The organism is Kribbella voronezhensis, from assembly GCF_004365175.1.
Classification (GTDB): domain Bacteria; phylum Actinomycetota; class Actinomycetes; order Propionibacteriales; family Kribbellaceae; genus Kribbella; species Kribbella voronezhensis.
Window position 1 is genome coordinate 2,752,956 of the sequence record NZ_SOCE01000001.1, and the last position, 15,853, is coordinate 2,768,808.

The following is a 15,853-nucleotide window of genomic DNA, read 5'->3' on the forward strand; positions in this document are numbered from 1 at the left end:
TCTTTCCGGCGAACGAGACCACCGAGTCGGTGCAATCAGAAGACGTTGCGTAACACGCCGTACAGGGCCATGCCGGCCAGGAACGCCAGTGGTACGACGCGTTGTAGGCGTGCACCGAAGCGCGGGCGAGGGAGGTGGAACCGGGTGAGGCGTTCCAGCGTCCAGGTCAGCAGCATGTATCCGACCAGGGCCGCCACGACAGGGAGAACCACGAACATGGGTGGGTTGAACGACCAGGCTCGCCCGGGATCTCCTTGCAGGAAAGCCGCCGCCATCCGCGTAGTACCGCAGAACGGGCAGTTCAGGCCCGTCACAGCGTGGAAGGGGCACGGGAGGCCGATTCGGCCGCCGGAGAGGCTGTTGACTCCGGCAAGCACTGCGCCGCCGGCCAGGGTGCCTGCCAGTCCGAGGACGCGGCGATCCAGGGGCTCCGGTCCGGTTCGCCGTGCGCCTGGTTCCGGCGGGACGCCCGGACGCATAGGGTGTGCCGGATACATGGATCCCACGGTAACCCGCCTCGGTGCCCGTGATCCGGACTCCCCGGAGCGGTGCGTAGCCGGTGAGCCGCAATATCGCTAGCCTGCAGTGACTCCTCAACCATCAAGAAGGGACCGTCGTGAGCACTCCGACGCCACCACCGGGTTTCGACCCGCAGAACCCGAACCAGCCGGGCGAGCCCGACCAGACGCCCGAGCAGCCGGGTCAGTACGGTCAGCAGCCGGGGCAGTACGGACAGTCTCCCCAAGACGGGCAGCCGGGCCAGTACGGTCAGCCGGGTCAGTACGGTCAGCCGGGTCAGTACGGGCAGCAGCCCGGACAGTACGGCCAGACCCCCGAGCAGCCGGGCCAGTACGGTCAGCCTGGCCAGTACGGCCAGCCGGGCCAGCCGCAGTACGGGCAGCAGCCGGGGCAGTACGGCCAGCCGGGGCAGTACCCGGGCCAGCCGGCTCAGTACGGCCAGGGCGGCGCCGCACCGGGTCAGCCGGGTGGCTACGGGCAGCAGCCCTATGGCCAGCAGCCGGGCGCGTACGGCCAGCAGCCGTACGGCGCACAGCCCTACGGTGCTTACGGCTACGGCGGCCAGGTGGGCGGCAACCTCGCGACCTGGCCGGTCCGGGTCGGTGCGTTCCTGATCGACGCGATCATCTACGGCATCCCGATCGGTATCGGTAACGCCCTGAGCAGCAACGGCTCCTCGGTCATCAGCCTGCTGTTCACGCTGATCGGCGTCGGCGTCTGGATCTACAACCGGATCATCCAGCAGGGCCAGACCGGCCAGAGCTGGGGCAAGAAGGCGGTCGGCCTCAAGCTGATCACCGCCGACACCGGCCAGAACGTCGGCCCGGGCAAGGCGTTCCTGCGCGAGCTCACCCACATCCTGGACGGCCTGCCGTGTTACCTCGGCTACCTGTGGCCGCTGTGGGACGAGAAGAAGCAGACCTTCGCGGACAAGATCAACAACACGTACGTCATCAAGCTCTGACGTCGGTCCACACCCGGAACGCCGTGACCCTCCCGGTCACGGCGTTCCGGCGTTCCCGCCCGGTACGGAATACTCGGCGCGACAGAAAGGAGTCCCGTGAGCACCCCTCCCCTCGGCCCACAGGACAACGACCCGTACTACGGTCCGCCAGGCGACCCCGATCGCTCCGCCGCCCCTGGCCAACCTGGTCGCCCTGCCCAGCCGGAGCAACCCGGCTCCCCGACGCCACCCGGCCAACCGCCGTACGGCCAGCCGCAGCCCGGACAACCGCCCCACCAGCAACCGCAGTACGGGCAACCGCCGTACCAGCAACCGCAGCCCGGGCAACCGCCGTATGGGCAACCGCCGTACGGGCAGCCGCATCCGCAGCAGGTTTTCGGGCAACCGCAGGATCCCTACCTGTACGGCTACGGCTACGGTGCTCCTCGTGCCGAGCTCGCCAGTTGGGGCCCGCGCGTCGGCGCCGCCTTGCTGGACGGTCTGGTCAGCGGCATACCGGTCCTCGTCTGCTACACGATCTTCATCACCAACGTGCTCTCCCGCTCCGACAACCCCTATCCCGACGACCGACCGGAAGCCTGGGCTGTCCTCGTCTTCGCGCTCGGCGGACTCGCCAGCCTCGGTCTGTGGATCTGGAATCGCGTGATCCGGCAGGGCAAGACCGGTCAGAGCGTCGGCAAGAGCGCACTCCACCTGAAACTCGTCGACGCCCGCACCTACCAACCGATCGGGCCGGGCAAGGCGCTCGGACGTGACCTGCTGCGCGGTGTCTTCGACCAGGCGTGCTTCCTCAATTCGCTCTGGCCGTTGTGGGACGACCAGAAACAAACCTGGCACGACAAGGTGCTCAACACGTACGTGGTGAAGGTCTGATGTCATACCCAGGACAGCCAGCACACCCCGGGCAACCAGGCGGATACCCACCAGGGCAGCCGGGCCAGTTCCCGCCCGGGCAGCCCGGCGGCAACCAGGGACTGCAGCCTTACAGTCCGGTCCAGCCGGGCTACAACCCTTACCACCAAGGCGGTTACGGCTTTGCTCCGCTCGGCGGCGGCCAGCTGGCCGGCTGGGGTTCGCGGGTCGGCGCGTCGATCCTCGACAGCCTGATCGCGCTCGTCCCGATCCCGATCGGCGTCGTCACCGCGGTCGCGATCTCCGGCAGCATGGAGCAGATGACCGACTCGGGCCGGACCGCGATGGCCGTCGGCTACCTCGCGTACTTCGTCCTGGTCATCTGGAACCGGATCATCCGCCAGGGCCGGACCGGGCAGAGTCTCGGCAAGAAGATGCTCGGCCTGAAACTCGTTGCCAAGAGCACCGGACGGCCGCTGGGCGTCGGCCGGTGCCTGGGTCGCGAGGTGTGTGGGATCGTCCTGGCCAACCTCTGCTTCCTCGACCTGCTCTGGCCGCTGTGGGACCAGCAGCACCAGACGTGGCACGACAAGATCGTCGCCAGCATCGTCGTCAAGCAGTAGCGCCTGGCCGGTGGCACCCGAAGATGCCACCGGCAGGACAACCTTTCAGACCTTGGTCAGAGTCCAGCTCTGCAACGCCGTACCGGTGTTCGGCTGCTGGACGAGCAGCGCTCCACTGGTTGCCGACGCCGCCGTGATCGCCTGGCCGCTCGCGGCCGAGACGAGCGCGTTGCCGCCGGCAACGGCGGCGAGTTTCCACTTCTGATTGGTGTTTCCGCTACAGCCGTACTGGATGATCGCCGCGCCCGCGGCATTCGAGCTACCGTTGAGATCCACGCAGAGCCCACTGTTGACGTTCTTCAGCGTGAACGTGTTGTCACTGTTGACGGTGGCAACGAATCTCTGATTCGCTCCGGAATGCGGGCTGTACACCGTCAGTTGTGTGCCCGCCGTGGTGGAGGAAGCCGGCACGTCGATGGCCAGTCCACTGTTCTTGATCTGGTACGTCGCCCCCGACTGAATCGCCGGACCGTACACCTCGAACTCGTAGAGCGAGTAGCCGTACGTCGTACCGCGGGCAATCCCCTGCATCCGCACGTATCGGCCCGTGCCGGTCAAGCCGGTCAGGTCGTCGATTCCACCATCACCTGCCGTGGTCGTGTAGCTGGTCGTCCAAGTCGCGTTGTCGTTGGACACCTGGATTTGGTAACCCTTGCCGTAGGCACTTTCCCAGCGCAGCTTGACCCGCTCGATCGGCACCGCGGCGCCGAGGTCGACGGTGATCCACTGGTTGTCGCTGTAACCGCTGGACCAACGCGTGCTCAACTCGCTGTCGACCGCGTTGGCCGCCACCAGGCTCGGTGTCTCGATGCTCGAAGCCGTCACCGGGTTACCGGCGGCGAGGTTCCCTTCCTGCACGGTGGACGGCCACGCCGGGTTGCGCCCGATAGTGGCGATCACGGAGATGAAGTTGGACCACGGCGTGGTGAGCTTGGGCGAACCCCAGGTCTGCTGCGCCACCATGCGCAGTCCGTCGCGGATGTCGGAGGCGATCCGGTCCTGGGTCGCCGCATCCGGGTTGTCGCACCAGACGTGCAGCTTGGTGCCCAGGTTCTTGGCCTTCGACGCCTCGCTGATGGTCTGGCTGCCCTGGAACAGATCGGGAGTCCAGGTGTCGTAGCCCCATTGGCTGCCCGGGCCACCGGGCCCGCCCTGATAGAGCACGTAGTACGTCGGATCCCAGCTCTCGTTGGAGATCAGGTGCCCGCCGTCGATGAGCGCCTGCGGGGACTGGCCGTAGTTGTACCAGAATTCGAGGATGACGTTGGGGTTCACGGTGACGGCCGAGCCGCCGCCGATGCCGTCGTTCCACGCCCGGGTGGTCTTGCCTGCGGCGCGGACGATGTCGTTGGCCCAGTTGATGAAGCCGAGGTAGGCGTCCTTGCCGATCGCGTTGGCGCCGTAGGTGGCCTTGGCGTAGGTCTCGAGCTGCGGGAAGTCGCTGTAGTTGCCGATCTGGTACTCGTCGGCGCCGATGTGGAAGTACGGGCCGGGGAACAGCGCGAGGTACTCCTGGTAGAGATCGCGGAGCAGCGTGTAGGTACCTGGTTTGCTCAGGTCGATGTTGCCGTTCTGCACCGCGCCGGTCTTGCTGACCAGCCTGAGTTCGGGATGCGCGTTGAGCACCTGGGTCAGGTGACCGGGCGCGTCGATCTCCGGCACGACGATGATCTTGTACTTCGCCGCCAGCGCGATCAGGTCGCGTACTTCGGCCTTCGTCAGGTGATCGGCGGAGACGACCTCCGGGTGCGAGGTGCTCTCGATCCGGAAGCCCTGGTGATCGTTCAGGTGCAGGTGGAGGTAGTTCAGCTTGAGATAGGCCAGCTCCTTCACGTGGTCCTTCAGCCACTGTGCCGTGAAGTACTTGCGTCCGGCATCGATCATCAGGCCGCGCTCGGGTTTGAGCGGCCAGTCGCGGGCGGTGCCCTGCGGGATCGAGTTGCTCTGCTTGAGCAGTTGGAGGACGGTGCGAGTGCCGTAGAAGGCGCCCTTGTCGTCTCGGGCGGTGATGCTGATCCGGTCGGTGACCGACAACGCGTACCCCTCGGTGCCGAGAGCGGTGTCGGTCGACCCGAGGGCGAGGTAGATGTCGCCGGCGCGCAGATCGGCCGGCGTACCGGTCGTTTCCGCCGGGGCTCGACCTGTCAGGGCCCGGAGATCATCGGCGAAGACCTGGCTGGTCGTCGCGAGCGTCGTGGCCTGGGCGGTCGAGCGGACGATCCGGGTAGCGCTGGAGTAGCTGAACGAACCGGTACCACCGGTCCACTCCTGCAGCGCGGGAATCGTCTGGGGTCTGGGGTTGGACGTGGTCTGCGCGGTCGCCGGAACGACCGTCACCGAAACGGTGGCGGCCGAAGCGACGACGAGGGCGAGTGCACCGAGCAGCGGTTTCAGGGGCCTCATCGCGATCCTCACATGAGCGGGGCGGAGACAGGATCGTGCGCGGCAGGCGAGGTGAAGTCAAGAGCAAACTGCACATAGCTAGTCAAATACGCAGGTTATGCGCAGAAATTGTCAAAGTGCGCGCCGATAACGCTCAGCGGGAGAGCACCAGGCCGGCGCAGGCGACGGACCACAAGACGCTGGTGAAGGTGCCGATAATGAACCGCTCGGCTACCGCCTGCGGTGTCACCGACGCAGGCTGGTCCGGGCTCCGCAGTTCGGGATACCGGGCCAGCCCTTTGATCGCCAGCACGATCGCGAGCCCTTCCGGGAAGCCGGCCACCATCGAGGCGTAGATGGCGCCGCGCTCGAGCGCGCCGATCAGCGCGCCACCCCGCAGTACCTCACCGGCCTTCTGGGTCGACTGCGCCCGGGTGTTGCCGCGGTCGACCAAGGACAGCACAGAGGTCGTCAACGGGCCGCCGCCGGTCACCGCCAAGCCGCCGGCCAGCAGGAGCAGGACGTTCCACCAGCCCTCGCGCCAGCCCGTGACGCCGTCACCCGCGAGCAGGATGAGGCCGACCGCGGCTAGGCAGGCCAGCATCAGCCCGCTCACGACGATCTCCAGGACAGACCCGGCTTTGAGCACCAGGGCGAGGACAGCGAACACCAACCCGACGGCTGTCACCGACAGCACGACTGCCGTCATGCAGCAGCACCGGCGCCGAGCAGTTCCGCTGCGAGGGCCCGGCCGCGCTGCTCCTCGACGACACCCGCCGCCTGAGCCCGCTGGGTCACCGCCGACTGGCTGATGCCCAGCTTCACGCCAATCTCGCGACGGCTGAGGCCCTCGGCGAGCAGGTCGGCCACTGCCCAGCCACGCTCGCTGCGCCGCCGTAGTACCGAAGCCATCAGCCAGAGCACGCTCTCCACCTGTTCGGCGTGGTGCGCGTCGGTCCCGATCACGTTGATGTGGTGGGGACTCGCCTTGGCCCGGTTCACCGCTTCGCGCGCGTTCACGAACGCTGCCCCGCTGCCGGCCCTGGTACTGCGCGGCAACGGCTCGTCTACTTCGCCGATACCGAGTCCGACGTACCACCGGTCGGCCCGGATCAGCTGGACGATCACGTCGATGGTCGCCCGCGCCTCGGCCATCACGCCTTGCACCTCGTCGCCTGCCGTCCGCTCGAACTTCCGCAGCAGCCCGGTCCGCCGGGGCCGCCGGTTGAGCGTGTTCAGCAGGTCGGGAACCACATCCGATGTCGTCCGGCTGGCTCGCTGATCTACCGTGAGAACGAAGACCACCGCCCTGCACCTCCTTCCCAGCGCATGATTAAGGCTACAGTCTTATTCACGTAGAGTGAAGGAAAAAACCTGAATCGGTTCACCCGATCACTCCCCGTGATCGCCCCGCGGACCCGCCGATCCCCCCATTTTCCGCTCAATCCGGCCCATCCCGCGCCCCGACTCACCGCCCGCCTTCACTCCCAGTCAAGATCCGGTCGGGCCATTTCAACGCCGGACCGGCCGTTCTCGAAAACAAACGACTGACCGATCACCCGTTGATGCCGCTGCTTGCCTAGAAGGCCAACCGGCCGCTCCCGCCCTGGACGGACGGGAGCGGACCAGGGTCAGTCGACGAGGCGCAGGTAGACCTGGGAATCGTTGGACTTGAAGGTCTCGGACATCTCCGCGAAGCCGGCTTCGATGGCTTCGGTGGAGGTGAGGCCCTTCTCCTCGGCGTACTTGCGGATGTCGGCGGTGATCCGCATCGAGCAGAACTTGGGCCCGCACATCGAGCAGAAGTGGGCGGTCTTCGCGGGCTCGGCCGGCAGCGTCTCGTCGTGGTACGAGCGCGCCGTGTCGGGATCCAGCGACAGGTTGAACTGGTCCTCCCAGCGGAACTCGAACCTTGCCCTCGACAACGCGTCGTCCCAGTCCTGCGCACCCGGGTGCCCCTTCGCCAGATCGGCTGCGTGGGCAGCGATCTTGTAGGTGATCACCCCGGTCTTCACGTCATCGCGATCGGGCAGGCCGAGGTGTTCCTTGGGCGTGACGTAGCACAGCATCGCCGTACCGAGCCAGCCGATCTGCGCCGCGCCGATCGCACTGGTGATGTGGTCGTACGCCGGTGCGACATCTGTTGCCAACGGCCCCAATGTGTAGAACGGCGCCTCACCGCAGAGCTCTTCCTCGAGCCGCACGTTCTCCGCGATCTTGTTCATCGGCACGTGTCCCGGCCCCTCGATCATCACCTGGACGTCGTGCTCCCACGCGATCTTGGTCAGCTCGCCGAGGGTCCGCAGTTCGGCGAACTGGGCCGCGTCGTTGGCGTCCGCGATGCATCCCGGCCGAAGCCCGTCGCCGAGCGAGAACGTCACGTCGTACGCGCGCAGGATCTCGCAGAGTTCGGCGAAATGCGTGTACAGGAAGGATTCCTGGTGATGCGCCAGGCACCAGGCTGCCATGATCGAGCCGCCGCGCGAGACGATCCCGGTGATCCGCTGGGCGGTCAGTGGCACATACCGAAGCAGTACTCCGGCATGCACGGTCATGTAGTCGACGCCCTGCTCACACTGCTCGATCACCGTGTCGCGGTAGACCTCCCAGCTCAGCTCGGTCGGGTCGCCCTTCACCTTCTCCAAGGCCTGGTACAGCGGCACGGTCCCGATCGGCACCGGCGAATTCCGCACGATCCACTCGCGCGTCTCGTGGATGTTCTTGCCGGTGGACAGATCCATCACCGTGTCCGCGCCCCAGCGGGTCGCCCAGACCAGCTTCTCGACCTCTTCCTCGATCGAACTCGAAACGGCCGAGTTGCCGATGTTCGCATTGACCTTCACCAGGAACTTCTTCCCGATGATCATCGGCTCGGACTCGGGATGACGGTGGTTCGCCGGGATCACCGCCCGGCCGCGCGCCACCTCGTCCCGCACGAACGACGCCTCGACGCCTTCCCGTACGGCGATGTAGCGCATCTCCTCGGTGATCGTGCCGGCTCGCGCATGCGCCAACTGGGTCAGCGGCTCCCTCTTGCTGATCCAGTCGCTCCGCAGCGGCGGCAGCCCGGCCTGAACATCGATCTGGGCCTTGGCATCGGTGTACGGCCCGGACGTGTCGTACAGGTCGAAGTGCTCCCCGTTGGTGAGGTGCACCCGCCTGGCCGGTACGCCGAGCTCGCCGCGGTGGATCTTCTCGGAGCCCGAGATGGGCCCGGTGGTGACGGTCGGACGAACAGAATTGCCGATCGAGGTCACGTCTGTGCTCCCTACGCCGGAATTACCCGGACAGGTTCGGCGGTCGGCGGCGCCGGTTCGCCCCGCCTGCCCGGTGATCCCGGCGCAGCGGTGCGCAGTCCAGCCGCCCTCTCAGCCCACTACAGCGCGAGCTCCCGCGATATCAACTTGTCACCGGCAACCTTAGCCAACGCGGGCGTACGGCGTACCGGCTCCGTGTGGCGCATCACGCTCGTCCGCGCCGCGAACCGGTGTGGCGTCAGGGTGGAACCGGTAGCGTCAGGACATGCGCGACATCCTGTACCCGCCGGTGATCGGCTTCGCCAAGACTGCCTTCAAGGTGCTCGATCTGAAGTTCCGGATGACCGGCACCGAGAACGTGCCACGCACCGGCGGCGCGGTGCTCGCGCTGAACCACATCAGCTACGTGGACTTCGTGATCGGCGGGTTCGGCGCGCAGCCGAGCAAACGGCTGGTCCGGTTCATGGCCAAGGAAGTGCTGTTCCGGAACCGGTACTCCGGTCCGCTGATGCGCGGGATGCACCACATCCCGGTCGACCGCGACGCCGGCTCCGCGTCGTACCGGGAGGCACTGCGCTACCTCGGCGAGGGTGAGATCGTCGGTGTCTTCCCGGAGGCGACGATCAGCCGGTCGTTCGAGCTGAAGGAGTTCAAGACCGGGACGGTCCGGATGGCCGCCGCGGCCGGCGTACCGATCATCCCGATGGTGCTGTGGGGCACCCAGCGGATGCTCACCAAGGACCACCCGCGCGACTTCTCCCGGCACCAGCGGGTCTCCATCACGGTCGGCGAGCCGATCACGGTGACCCGCGCCGACAACGCGGCCGAGGCGACCGAGCACCTGCACAAGACGATGGCCGGCCTGCTCGACCGGACCATCCGGGAGTACCACGAGCAGCCACCGGGCGCCTGGTGGCTGCCCGCGTCGTACGGCGGTGGCGCGCCGACCCCCGAAGAGGCCGACCGGCTCGATGCCGAGGAACTCCGGCTGCGCGCGGAGCGCCGGAAGAACAAGTAGCGCCTGCCGCCGTACGCAACCACCCCATTGCCGCGAGTAAGCGATTTCCCTGGCTTTGTCATGCCTGCGGGAAGATTTCCGGACAGCACCTTGACCCGGTGGCGAGGCCGGAGTACGAAGGGCCTTTGTTGTCGAAGCAGGTACCTGGGGGGTCCCTCTCGACGCAGGCCGGTCGCTCGTGCGGTTGGCCGGCCGTCACGGGGTGGGGGAAGATTTTGTTCGAGTTTGACGAGGAGCTGCACCTCTTCGAGCCGGGGACGCTGACGATCCCGCCTCACGTCGAAGAGGAGATTCCGGACGTCGGTGGGTTCTTCATCGCCTGGGCGACCCAGGACCTCCGGCCGGACCAGGCGCGCGAGCTCGAGGCAGCCGTGAACGGCCGACGCTGCTCCAACGGCTGGTTCCCACTGGAGAGCCTGGACAACATCGGCAGCCGCGGCTTCTGGCGCGGGCCGTTGACCTACCTGGCCCGGATCACAGCCAAGGACCCGGTGCTGGTCCAGAACTGGGCGTCCAACGGCTTGCACGGCGAAGCCAAGAGCCGCATCGACGCCACCGCCAACCACCTCCTCTTCCAGCAAGGCCACGCCGCCGCGGCGACCTGGGCAATGGCAGTACGCCCGCAGGCCCTCCTCAATCCCACCCTCCTCGGCGAGGCCCTCTACCGCAGCTGGGAAGAGGGCATCAGCACCCTCCGCACCAAAGACATAGCCAAAGCCGTCCGCCGCTGGAACCGCTAGTACTACGAACGCGCAAACCCCGCCCACGCAGTCTCCTGCGTCGTCTGCTCCCCACCCCCCAGCTATGCAGCTCCTCCATCGCCGCTCCGCTGCCTCGCTCAGGGTCTGCTGAGTACCCGCGCAGCAAAGCCCAGCCGCTTCTACGCGCTACCCGAACACAGACAAGTCGCTGCCCCACGCCACGACCGGGCGAGCGGTCGCCAGCCGGCCTGGGCCCGCTCCGCTATCAGCCTCATAGCGTCCACCTCGCATTCTCACTCTCGGAGGGCAATCACCCTGTCCTGAATAGAAGTAACAGTGCTTATATAAGTGCTGTTATGGTTTTGGCATGGACGATCCTACCGAGCAGAGTCAGTGGCGGGCGTTGCATGAGTTGCTGGCTCGGATGGATGGGGAGATCGGGCGGATCTACAGCGACCGCCAGATCCAGGGCCTGAAGCCGACGTACGTACGCGAGCTGTTGCAGTTGCACCTGCGCGGGCCGATGACGATCACCGAGTTGGCCGAGGCGATCGGGCGGACGCATTCGGCGCTCAGTCAGAAGGTGGCCGGGATGCGCAGCGCCGGGCTGGTGCGGACCGTGCCGGGTGCTGACGCGCGGAGTAAGCGGGTCACGCTGACCGCCAAGTCCAAGAAGCTCGTCGAGTTGCTCGCCGCCGAGTGGCGGGCGACGGAGGCCGCGATCACCGAGCTCGAGGCCGAGTTGCCGTACCCGATGACCCAGGTGGTCCGCGACGTCGAGGCCGCTCTGGAGCGGAAGAGCTTCTACCAACGCGTCACCGAGCACCTCGAAGGGGAAGTGGAGTGAGGCGCGCGTTCATCGACCTCGGGCCGTTGCGTGTGCTGACCTACCGGCGGCTTTGGGTCGGGCAGGTGCTGTCCGGATTCGGCGGGCAGCTGACGTTCGTCGCCGTGATGTTCCAGGTCTGGGACCAAACCTCCAGCCCGGCCTGGACCGGCGCGGTCGGGCTGGCGCAGGCGTTGCCGTTGATCCTCCTCGGCCTGTTCGCCGGTACGCTCGTGGACCGGCTCGAACGGCGGAAGATCTATCTCGTCACCACCTGCGGACAGTTGCTCACCGCAACCGTCATGGCGAGCCAGTTGGTGCTCGGCCGGGTCCCGGTCGGGGTGCTGCTGGGCCTCATCGCCGTACAGGCGTCGTTCGGTGCGACCGCGGGCCCCGTGGCCAGGACGGTCCTGCCGCAGTTGCTGACTCGCGATCAACTGGCGGCCGGGATTGCCCTGAACCGGATCGGGTTCCAGGGCGCGATGCTGATCGGCCCGGCGCTCGGCGGTCTGATCATCGGCGCCTGGGGCGTCGGCGTCTGCTACCTGATCGATGCGCTGAGCTTCCTGGCCGCGCTGTACGGCGTACTCGGGCTTCCGCGGATGCGCATCGAGGGAACCGCCAAGCCGGGCCTGCGCGGGGTGTGGGACGGGTTGACCTTCGTCGTGTCGACGCCCGTGATCCGTGGCGCGCTGGTGACCGACCTGGCGGCGACGGTGCTGTCGATGCCGATCAGCCTGTTTCCGGTGATCAACGCGGAGCGGTTCGGCAACAACCCGCGGACGTTGGGATTGTTCCTGACCGCGATCGCCGTCGGCGGGGTGGCCGCGTCACTGTTCTCCGGATCGTTCACGCGGTTGCCGCGGCACGGTGTGGTCATGTTGTGCGGTTCGGCGGCCTGGGGTTTCGCGTTGCTGTTGTTCGCGTTCTCGCCGGTGCCGTGGCTGGCACTGGTCTGTCTCGCGGTCGCCGGCGCCGCGGACACCATCGCCGTGGTCTCCCGGAGCACGATCGTCCAGTTGCACACGCCGACCGAGCTTCTCGGCAGGGTCAGTGCCGCCGAGCAGATCGTCGGTCAGGCCGGCCCCGACCTCGGCAACCTCCGCGGCGGCGTCGTCGCGCAACTCACCTCACCCGTGGCATCCCTCGCCTCCGGCGCCCTCCTCTGCATCGCAGCGGTCGCCGCCGTCGCCGCAAGCACCCCCGGCCTTCGCACACCTGCTACCCCAATCGACAGCAGGTAGCACCGTTTGCGAACTGCTGGCCGGCTCTCACTCCGGCAGGGTGAGTGTCCAGGAAGAGACGACGCTGTCGACGACGATCAGCCCGGGGCCGGGGATCTCGACCTTGCCGCGGAAGGGGGCGTTGGCGAAGGTCAGGTCTGTGAAGTGGTTGCCGACGAACCTGTAGTGCTTCAGGTACGCATACGACTTCGGAACCGTGAGCTGGGCTGTGGTCCGCCGTCCGGTGTAACGGAACACGGCGGTGTGACCGCCGCTGACCGAGCCGTGGAGTTCGGGAAGGCTGCTGGCGGCCCGATAGCCGAGCTGCCACCTGGCGAATCCGGGCGACTTGATCGAGGGAACGATCTGGACGTGGGTGTACTTCCGCGGTACGACGCAACGGATCCGCTGCCGGCTGAACATTCCCATGCCCAGTTCCTCGCCGCCTTCCTGATGGTCAGGCGTGTCGACAAGCCCGAAGACCTTCAGGCTGCCGAGTGGGCAGCGAAGTTCCAGCACGGTCTGGTCGCCCTCGGGCGCGTGCATCACCGGCACGGTCCCCTTGAACCAGCCACGGAACGGCAACTCGATCTCGTCCACCCGGGAAGTATCGTGCATCAAACGGCCACTCTCAGGCCCAGCAATCCGCGCCCGGTAAAGGACCGCACAGAACTCGTGTCAGCTCTTCGTCAGGCGGCGGGAAAGCAAGCCGGCGGTGTCGTCGACCGGGTCGGCGTGGCGGTGAACGATCTTCCACTCGCCGTCCTCGCGCCGGAAGATCGTCGTACTGCGGAGCATGTACGACGTCGGCTCGGATCCGCCGATCGACGCGGTCGTCCGTTCGATCGCGAGCAGGTAGGCGAAGTCGTCGCCGACGTCTGCCGCCACCACTTCCCACTCGCACGAACTGCAGTCGGAGAAGCGGGTTGCGAGGTCGTCGAACATCGGAGCGACCTCAGCCCACCCGATCGGGCTGAAGGCCGCGCCGTAGACGGTGACCGGATCGGTGTGCGACCACATCGCGAACCGCGGGCCCGCGTCGCCGTTGTGCAGCGCCGTCTCGGCCTCGTGGATCCGCGGCATCATCTCGGCGAGGAACTGCTGGGTGTCGTTCATCGGATCTCCTCGGTGTTCGGGTGGCGGCCCAGCTGCTGGAGCAGCCGGTCTTGTGGTGACGCGTTCCGGGGTACGGCGTCCGTCGTCGCGAACGCGTGTTGCTGCGGGCCGAGGTCGAGCTCGGCGGAGTACGCGAGCAGGAAGGCGACGACCTCGTCGGGGAGGGTCTCGTCCGCGCCGATCGCCCGGGCGAGATCCCAGGCGTGAATCGCGGCATCGAGGATCCGCATCGACACCAACTCGCGCCCGGTCCGATCGCCCGTCACGTGATGGGCAACGCGTTCGAGTGCGCCGTCCTCGTGGAAGCACGCGACCATGCGATCCGCGGTCGCCACGTACGCCGCCAGCGCGTCGTCACCGAGGTGATCGACGGACCGCGTGGCCTCGACCTGGTCGGTCGGGGCGCCGTGGAGCAGCAACTGATAGCGCACGTTGGCCCCGACGACATGATCGACGAGGGCACGGACGTCCCACTCGGTGCACGGCGTCGCCCGTCGCCAGTCACCAGGCCCGACAAGCCGAAGTCTGCGCCCGAACTCTTCAACAGCGATCTCAAGCAGTGCAAGAGAATCCGCCCCGTCGCTCATACCTCTCACCCTGAGCCCGCGCCGATCCCGCCGGCAGGGTCCACCATCCCGCCCTCCCAGGAATCAGTCCCGAGCGCACAGGAGAAGCGCCTTCAGTAGCTGATGGAGCGAAGGTGGCGATGGAAACCAAGTGCGCGGTTGTCGACCGGAAGTCTGCGGCTCCGGGGCATCGAGGCTGGCAGCGCAGGCGGTGTCGCCGAGGAGCGGACCTTGGCGGGTGACCGGCATGCGGCTAAGCCCGCACCCGCCCACCGGGCAGTACCACGGACAAGCGAGGGTTGGATGGCGTCAGGTGTTAGTGGAATTGGGGGATGATCAGGTAGAGGCCGTAGAGGACGGCGGCTATGCAAGCGGCGAAGGAGAAGCTTGCCACTGCTGTGTCGACGGGCGACGCGGGCTTTCCGGAATCGGTGGCGGTTGCTCGGCGGGACCAGGCGGTGATGCCTAGGGCGAAGAGGACGACGAGGCCTACTCCGAAGAGGAGGCTGGCGAGGGCTACCTGGGCGAGGGCGGTCCAGTCGATGTGCATGTGCGTCTCCTCAGGCGGCCGTGGTGACCGGGGTCGGCGTACTGGGGTAGTCGTTGACGTTGTTCGACGTGACCGGCTTGCGCCTTGCGGCGGCGTACAGGGTGAGACCTGCTGCTGCGGCGGCGACCGCGATGATCGCGACTCCCGCGTTGCCCGAGTTGGCGACGCGGCCCGCCAGTGCGCCGACAAGGGCCGCGGCGGGCAGTGTGAAGAGCCAGGCCAGTGCCATGCGGCCCGCGACGGTCCAGCGCACCTCTGCGAGCCGTTTGCCGAGTCCTGCGCCGAGGATGCTGCCTGAGCAGACCTGGGTGGTCGACAGCGGGAAGCCGAGGTGTGACGACGCGAGCAGTACGGCGGTGGAACTGCTCTCCGCCGCGAAACCCTGCGGCGACTCGATCTCGGTGAGCCCCTTGCCCATCGTGCGGATGATCCGCCAGCCGCCCAGGTAGGTGCCGGCCGCGATCGCCAGCCCGGCCGCGAAGATCACCCACAGCGGCGGCCGCGAGCCGTGCGCCAGGCTGCCGGAGGTGATCAGCACCAGCGTGATGATGCCCATCGTCTTCTGCGCGTCCCCGGTGCCGTGCGCGAGCGAGACCAGCGACGCCGAGGCGATCTGGCCGACCCGGAACCCGTCGTCGACCGTCTTCTTCCGCGCCCGCGCGGTGATCGTGTAGACGAGGTAGGTTCCGATCGTCGCCACCACACCGGCCACGATCGGCGCGGCCACCGCCGGCACGATGATCTTCTGGACCACGGTGCCGAAGTGCACGGCGCCGCTGCCGGCAGCGATCCAGGTCGCCCCGATCAGCCCGCCGAAGAGCGCGTGCGACGAGGAGCTCGGCAATCCGACGTACCAGGTCAGCAGGTTCCACAGGATCGCGCCGACCAGACCGCCGAAGATGATCGGCACGGTGATCTTCGCGTCGTCGACGAGTCCGCTGGAGATGGTTCTGGCGACCTCGGTGGAGACGAACGCGCCGACCAGGTTCAGTACGGCGGACAGCGCGACGGCGACCTTGGGTCTGAGTGCTCCGGTGGCGATCGACGTCGCCATCGCGTTCGCGGTGTCGTGGAAGCCGTTGGTGAAGTCGAACACGAGCGCGGTGACGATCACCACGACGACGAGGAACGACAGATCCATCACGATCACATCCCGGAACTGGGCGGCGGTCAGGAGAACGCTCTCGACGCTAAGGCCCCGGGGTTAATTCGCCGTGAACTACTCAAAAGCTGAACTGCCCGTACTACGAACCGCC

General features: G+C 67.2%; 17 protein-coding genes. 7 read left to right on the top strand and 10 right to left on the bottom strand.

The genetic code is table 11. From position 1 onward, the window contains the following. Positions 1-35 precede the first annotated feature (35 nt). Positions 36-497 carry a DUF2752 domain-containing protein gene (locus tag EV138_RS38385; RefSeq protein ID WP_369410776.1) on the bottom strand — a complete coding sequence of 154 codons (462 nt, stop codon included), beginning with the start codon at positions 495-497 and terminating at the stop codon, positions 36-38. 119 nt (positions 498-616) lie between these two features. Between EV138_RS38385 and EV138_RS12475 the strand changes: the two genes are divergently transcribed. The 3 genes from EV138_RS12475 to EV138_RS12485 all read left to right on the top strand — a co-directional run bounded on the left by EV138_RS12475 (position 617) and on the right by EV138_RS12485 (position 2,958). Next, positions 617-1,483 (top strand): RDD family protein, encoded by an 867-nt coding sequence (locus tag EV138_RS12475; protein WP_202866700.1) that lies wholly within the window; start codon positions 617-619, stop codon positions 1,481-1,483. 96 nt (positions 1,484-1,579) lie between these two features. Then, entirely contained in the window at positions 1,580-2,356 is a 777-nt protein-coding gene (locus EV138_RS12480) for an RDD family protein (protein WP_133978853.1), read from the top strand. Continuing rightward, positions 2,356-2,958 carry an RDD family protein gene (locus EV138_RS12485; RefSeq protein WP_133978855.1) on the top strand — a complete coding sequence of 201 codons (603 nt, stop codon included), beginning with the start codon at positions 2,356-2,358 and terminating at the stop codon, positions 2,956-2,958. Before EV138_RS12480 ends, EV138_RS12485 begins: the two co-directional genes overlap by 1 nt. Before the next feature lie 45 nt (positions 2,959-3,003). Here the strand turns inward: EV138_RS12485 and EV138_RS12490 are convergent, their stop codons facing one another. From EV138_RS12490 to thiC, 4 genes are all read right to left on the bottom strand, one after another. Next, on the bottom strand, positions 3,004-5,361 hold the full coding sequence (locus tag EV138_RS12490; RefSeq protein ID WP_133978857.1) for a family 20 glycosylhydrolase: 2,358 nt from the start codon (positions 5,359-5,361) through the stop codon (positions 3,004-3,006). A 133-nt stretch (positions 5,362-5,494) separates the two neighbouring features. Next, the gene (locus EV138_RS12495) at positions 5,495-6,049 is read right to left on the bottom strand and encodes a hypothetical protein (protein ID WP_112247799.1); all 555 of its coding nucleotides are present in this window, start codon (positions 6,047-6,049) and stop codon (positions 5,495-5,497) included. After that, positions 6,046-6,645: a transposase gene (locus tag EV138_RS12500; RefSeq protein ID WP_133978859.1), complete on the bottom strand. Its 600-nt coding sequence runs from the start codon at positions 6,643-6,645 to the stop codon at positions 6,046-6,048. The genes EV138_RS12495 and EV138_RS12500 overlap by 4 nt, the downstream gene beginning before the upstream one ends. Positions 6,646-6,971: 326 nt before the next feature. Further along, positions 6,972-8,597 carry a phosphomethylpyrimidine synthase ThiC gene (gene thiC, locus EV138_RS12505; RefSeq protein ID WP_133978861.1) on the bottom strand — a complete coding sequence of 542 codons (1,626 nt, stop codon included), beginning with the start codon at positions 8,595-8,597 and terminating at the stop codon, positions 6,972-6,974. Between the two features lie 265 nt (positions 8,598-8,862). On the opposite strand from thiC, the gene EV138_RS12510 reads away from it, so the two are divergent. The 4 genes from EV138_RS12510 to EV138_RS12525 all read left to right on the top strand — a co-directional run bounded on the left by EV138_RS12510 (position 8,863) and on the right by EV138_RS12525 (position 12,386). Beyond that, positions 8,863-9,615, top strand: a complete 753-nt coding sequence (locus EV138_RS12510) for a lysophospholipid acyltransferase family protein (RefSeq protein WP_133978863.1) — start codon at positions 8,863-8,865, stop codon at positions 9,613-9,615. 215 nt (positions 9,616-9,830) lie between these two features. Next, complete coding sequence (locus EV138_RS12515) at positions 9,831-10,355, top strand: hypothetical protein (RefSeq protein ID WP_112247807.1); 525 nt, start codon at positions 9,831-9,833, stop codon at positions 10,353-10,355. Positions 10,356-10,683: 328 nt separating this feature from the next. Then, complete coding sequence (locus tag EV138_RS12520) at positions 10,684-11,163, top strand: MarR family winged helix-turn-helix transcriptional regulator (protein WP_202866701.1); 480 nt, start codon at positions 10,684-10,686, stop codon at positions 11,161-11,163. After that, positions 11,160-12,386 (top strand): MFS transporter, encoded by a 1,227-nt coding sequence (locus tag EV138_RS12525; protein WP_133978865.1) that lies wholly within the window; start codon positions 11,160-11,162, stop codon positions 12,384-12,386. The genes EV138_RS12520 and EV138_RS12525 overlap by 4 nt, the downstream gene beginning before the upstream one ends. Before the next feature lie 27 nt (positions 12,387-12,413). Here the strand turns inward: EV138_RS12525 and EV138_RS12530 are convergent, their stop codons facing one another. From EV138_RS12530 to EV138_RS12550, 5 genes are all read right to left on the bottom strand, one after another. Next, complete coding sequence (locus EV138_RS12530; RefSeq protein ID WP_166678567.1) at positions 12,414-12,983, bottom strand: hypothetical protein; 570 nt, start codon at positions 12,981-12,983, stop codon at positions 12,414-12,416. Positions 12,984-13,043: 60 nt separating this feature from the next. Continuing rightward, positions 13,044-13,481 carry a YybH family protein gene (locus EV138_RS12535; protein WP_133978869.1) on the bottom strand — a complete coding sequence of 146 codons (438 nt, stop codon included), beginning with the start codon at positions 13,479-13,481 and terminating at the stop codon, positions 13,044-13,046. Continuing rightward, a complete protein-coding gene (locus EV138_RS12540; protein WP_133978871.1) occupies positions 13,478-14,068 on the bottom strand; it encodes a TIGR03086 family metal-binding protein in 591 nt (196 codons plus the stop codon). The genes EV138_RS12535 and EV138_RS12540 overlap by 4 nt, the downstream gene beginning before the upstream one ends. Before the next feature lie 295 nt (positions 14,069-14,363). Further along, positions 14,364-14,597: a hypothetical protein gene (locus EV138_RS12545; protein WP_133978874.1), complete on the bottom strand. Its 234-nt coding sequence runs from the start codon at positions 14,595-14,597 to the stop codon at positions 14,364-14,366. Between the two features lie 10 nt (positions 14,598-14,607). Then, positions 14,608-15,741 carry an inorganic phosphate transporter gene (locus tag EV138_RS12550; RefSeq protein ID WP_439648980.1) on the bottom strand — a complete coding sequence of 378 codons (1,134 nt, stop codon included), beginning with the start codon at positions 15,739-15,741 and terminating at the stop codon, positions 14,608-14,610. Positions 15,742-15,853: the final 112 nt, after the last annotated feature.

Bases quoted from the DNA above. Each gene is read 5' to 3' on its own strand.
- EV138_RS12540 (WP_133978871.1), bottom strand. From the start codon at position 14,068: ATGAGCGACGGGGCGGATTCTCTTGCACTGCTTGAGATCGCTGTTGAA.
- EV138_RS12530 (WP_166678567.1), bottom strand. From the start codon at position 12,983: ATGCACGATACTTCCCGGGTGGACGAGATCGAGTTGCCGTTCCGTGGC.
- EV138_RS12545 (WP_133978874.1), bottom strand. From the start codon at position 14,597: ATGCACATCGACTGGACCGCCCTCGCCCAGGTAGCCCTCGCCAGCCTC.
- EV138_RS12520 (WP_202866701.1), top strand. From the start codon at position 10,684: ATGGACGATCCTACCGAGCAGAGTCAGTGGCGGGCGTTGCATGAGTTG.
- EV138_RS38385 (WP_369410776.1), bottom strand. From the start codon at position 497: ATGTATCCGGCACACCCTATGCGTCCGGGCGTCCCGCCGGAACCAGGC.
- EV138_RS12485 (WP_133978855.1), top strand. From the start codon at position 2,356: ATGTCATACCCAGGACAGCCAGCACACCCCGGGCAACCAGGCGGATAC.
- EV138_RS12495 (WP_112247799.1), bottom strand. From the start codon at position 6,049: ATGACGGCAGTCGTGCTGTCGGTGACAGCCGTCGGGTTGGTGTTCGCT.
- EV138_RS12490 (WP_133978857.1), bottom strand. From the start codon at position 5,361: ATGAGGCCCCTGAAACCGCTGCTCGGTGCACTCGCCCTCGTCGTCGCT.
- EV138_RS12510 (WP_133978863.1), top strand. From the start codon at position 8,863: ATGCGCGACATCCTGTACCCGCCGGTGATCGGCTTCGCCAAGACTGCC.
- EV138_RS12535 (WP_133978869.1), bottom strand. From the start codon at position 13,481: ATGAACGACACCCAGCAGTTCCTCGCCGAGATGATGCCGCGGATCCAC.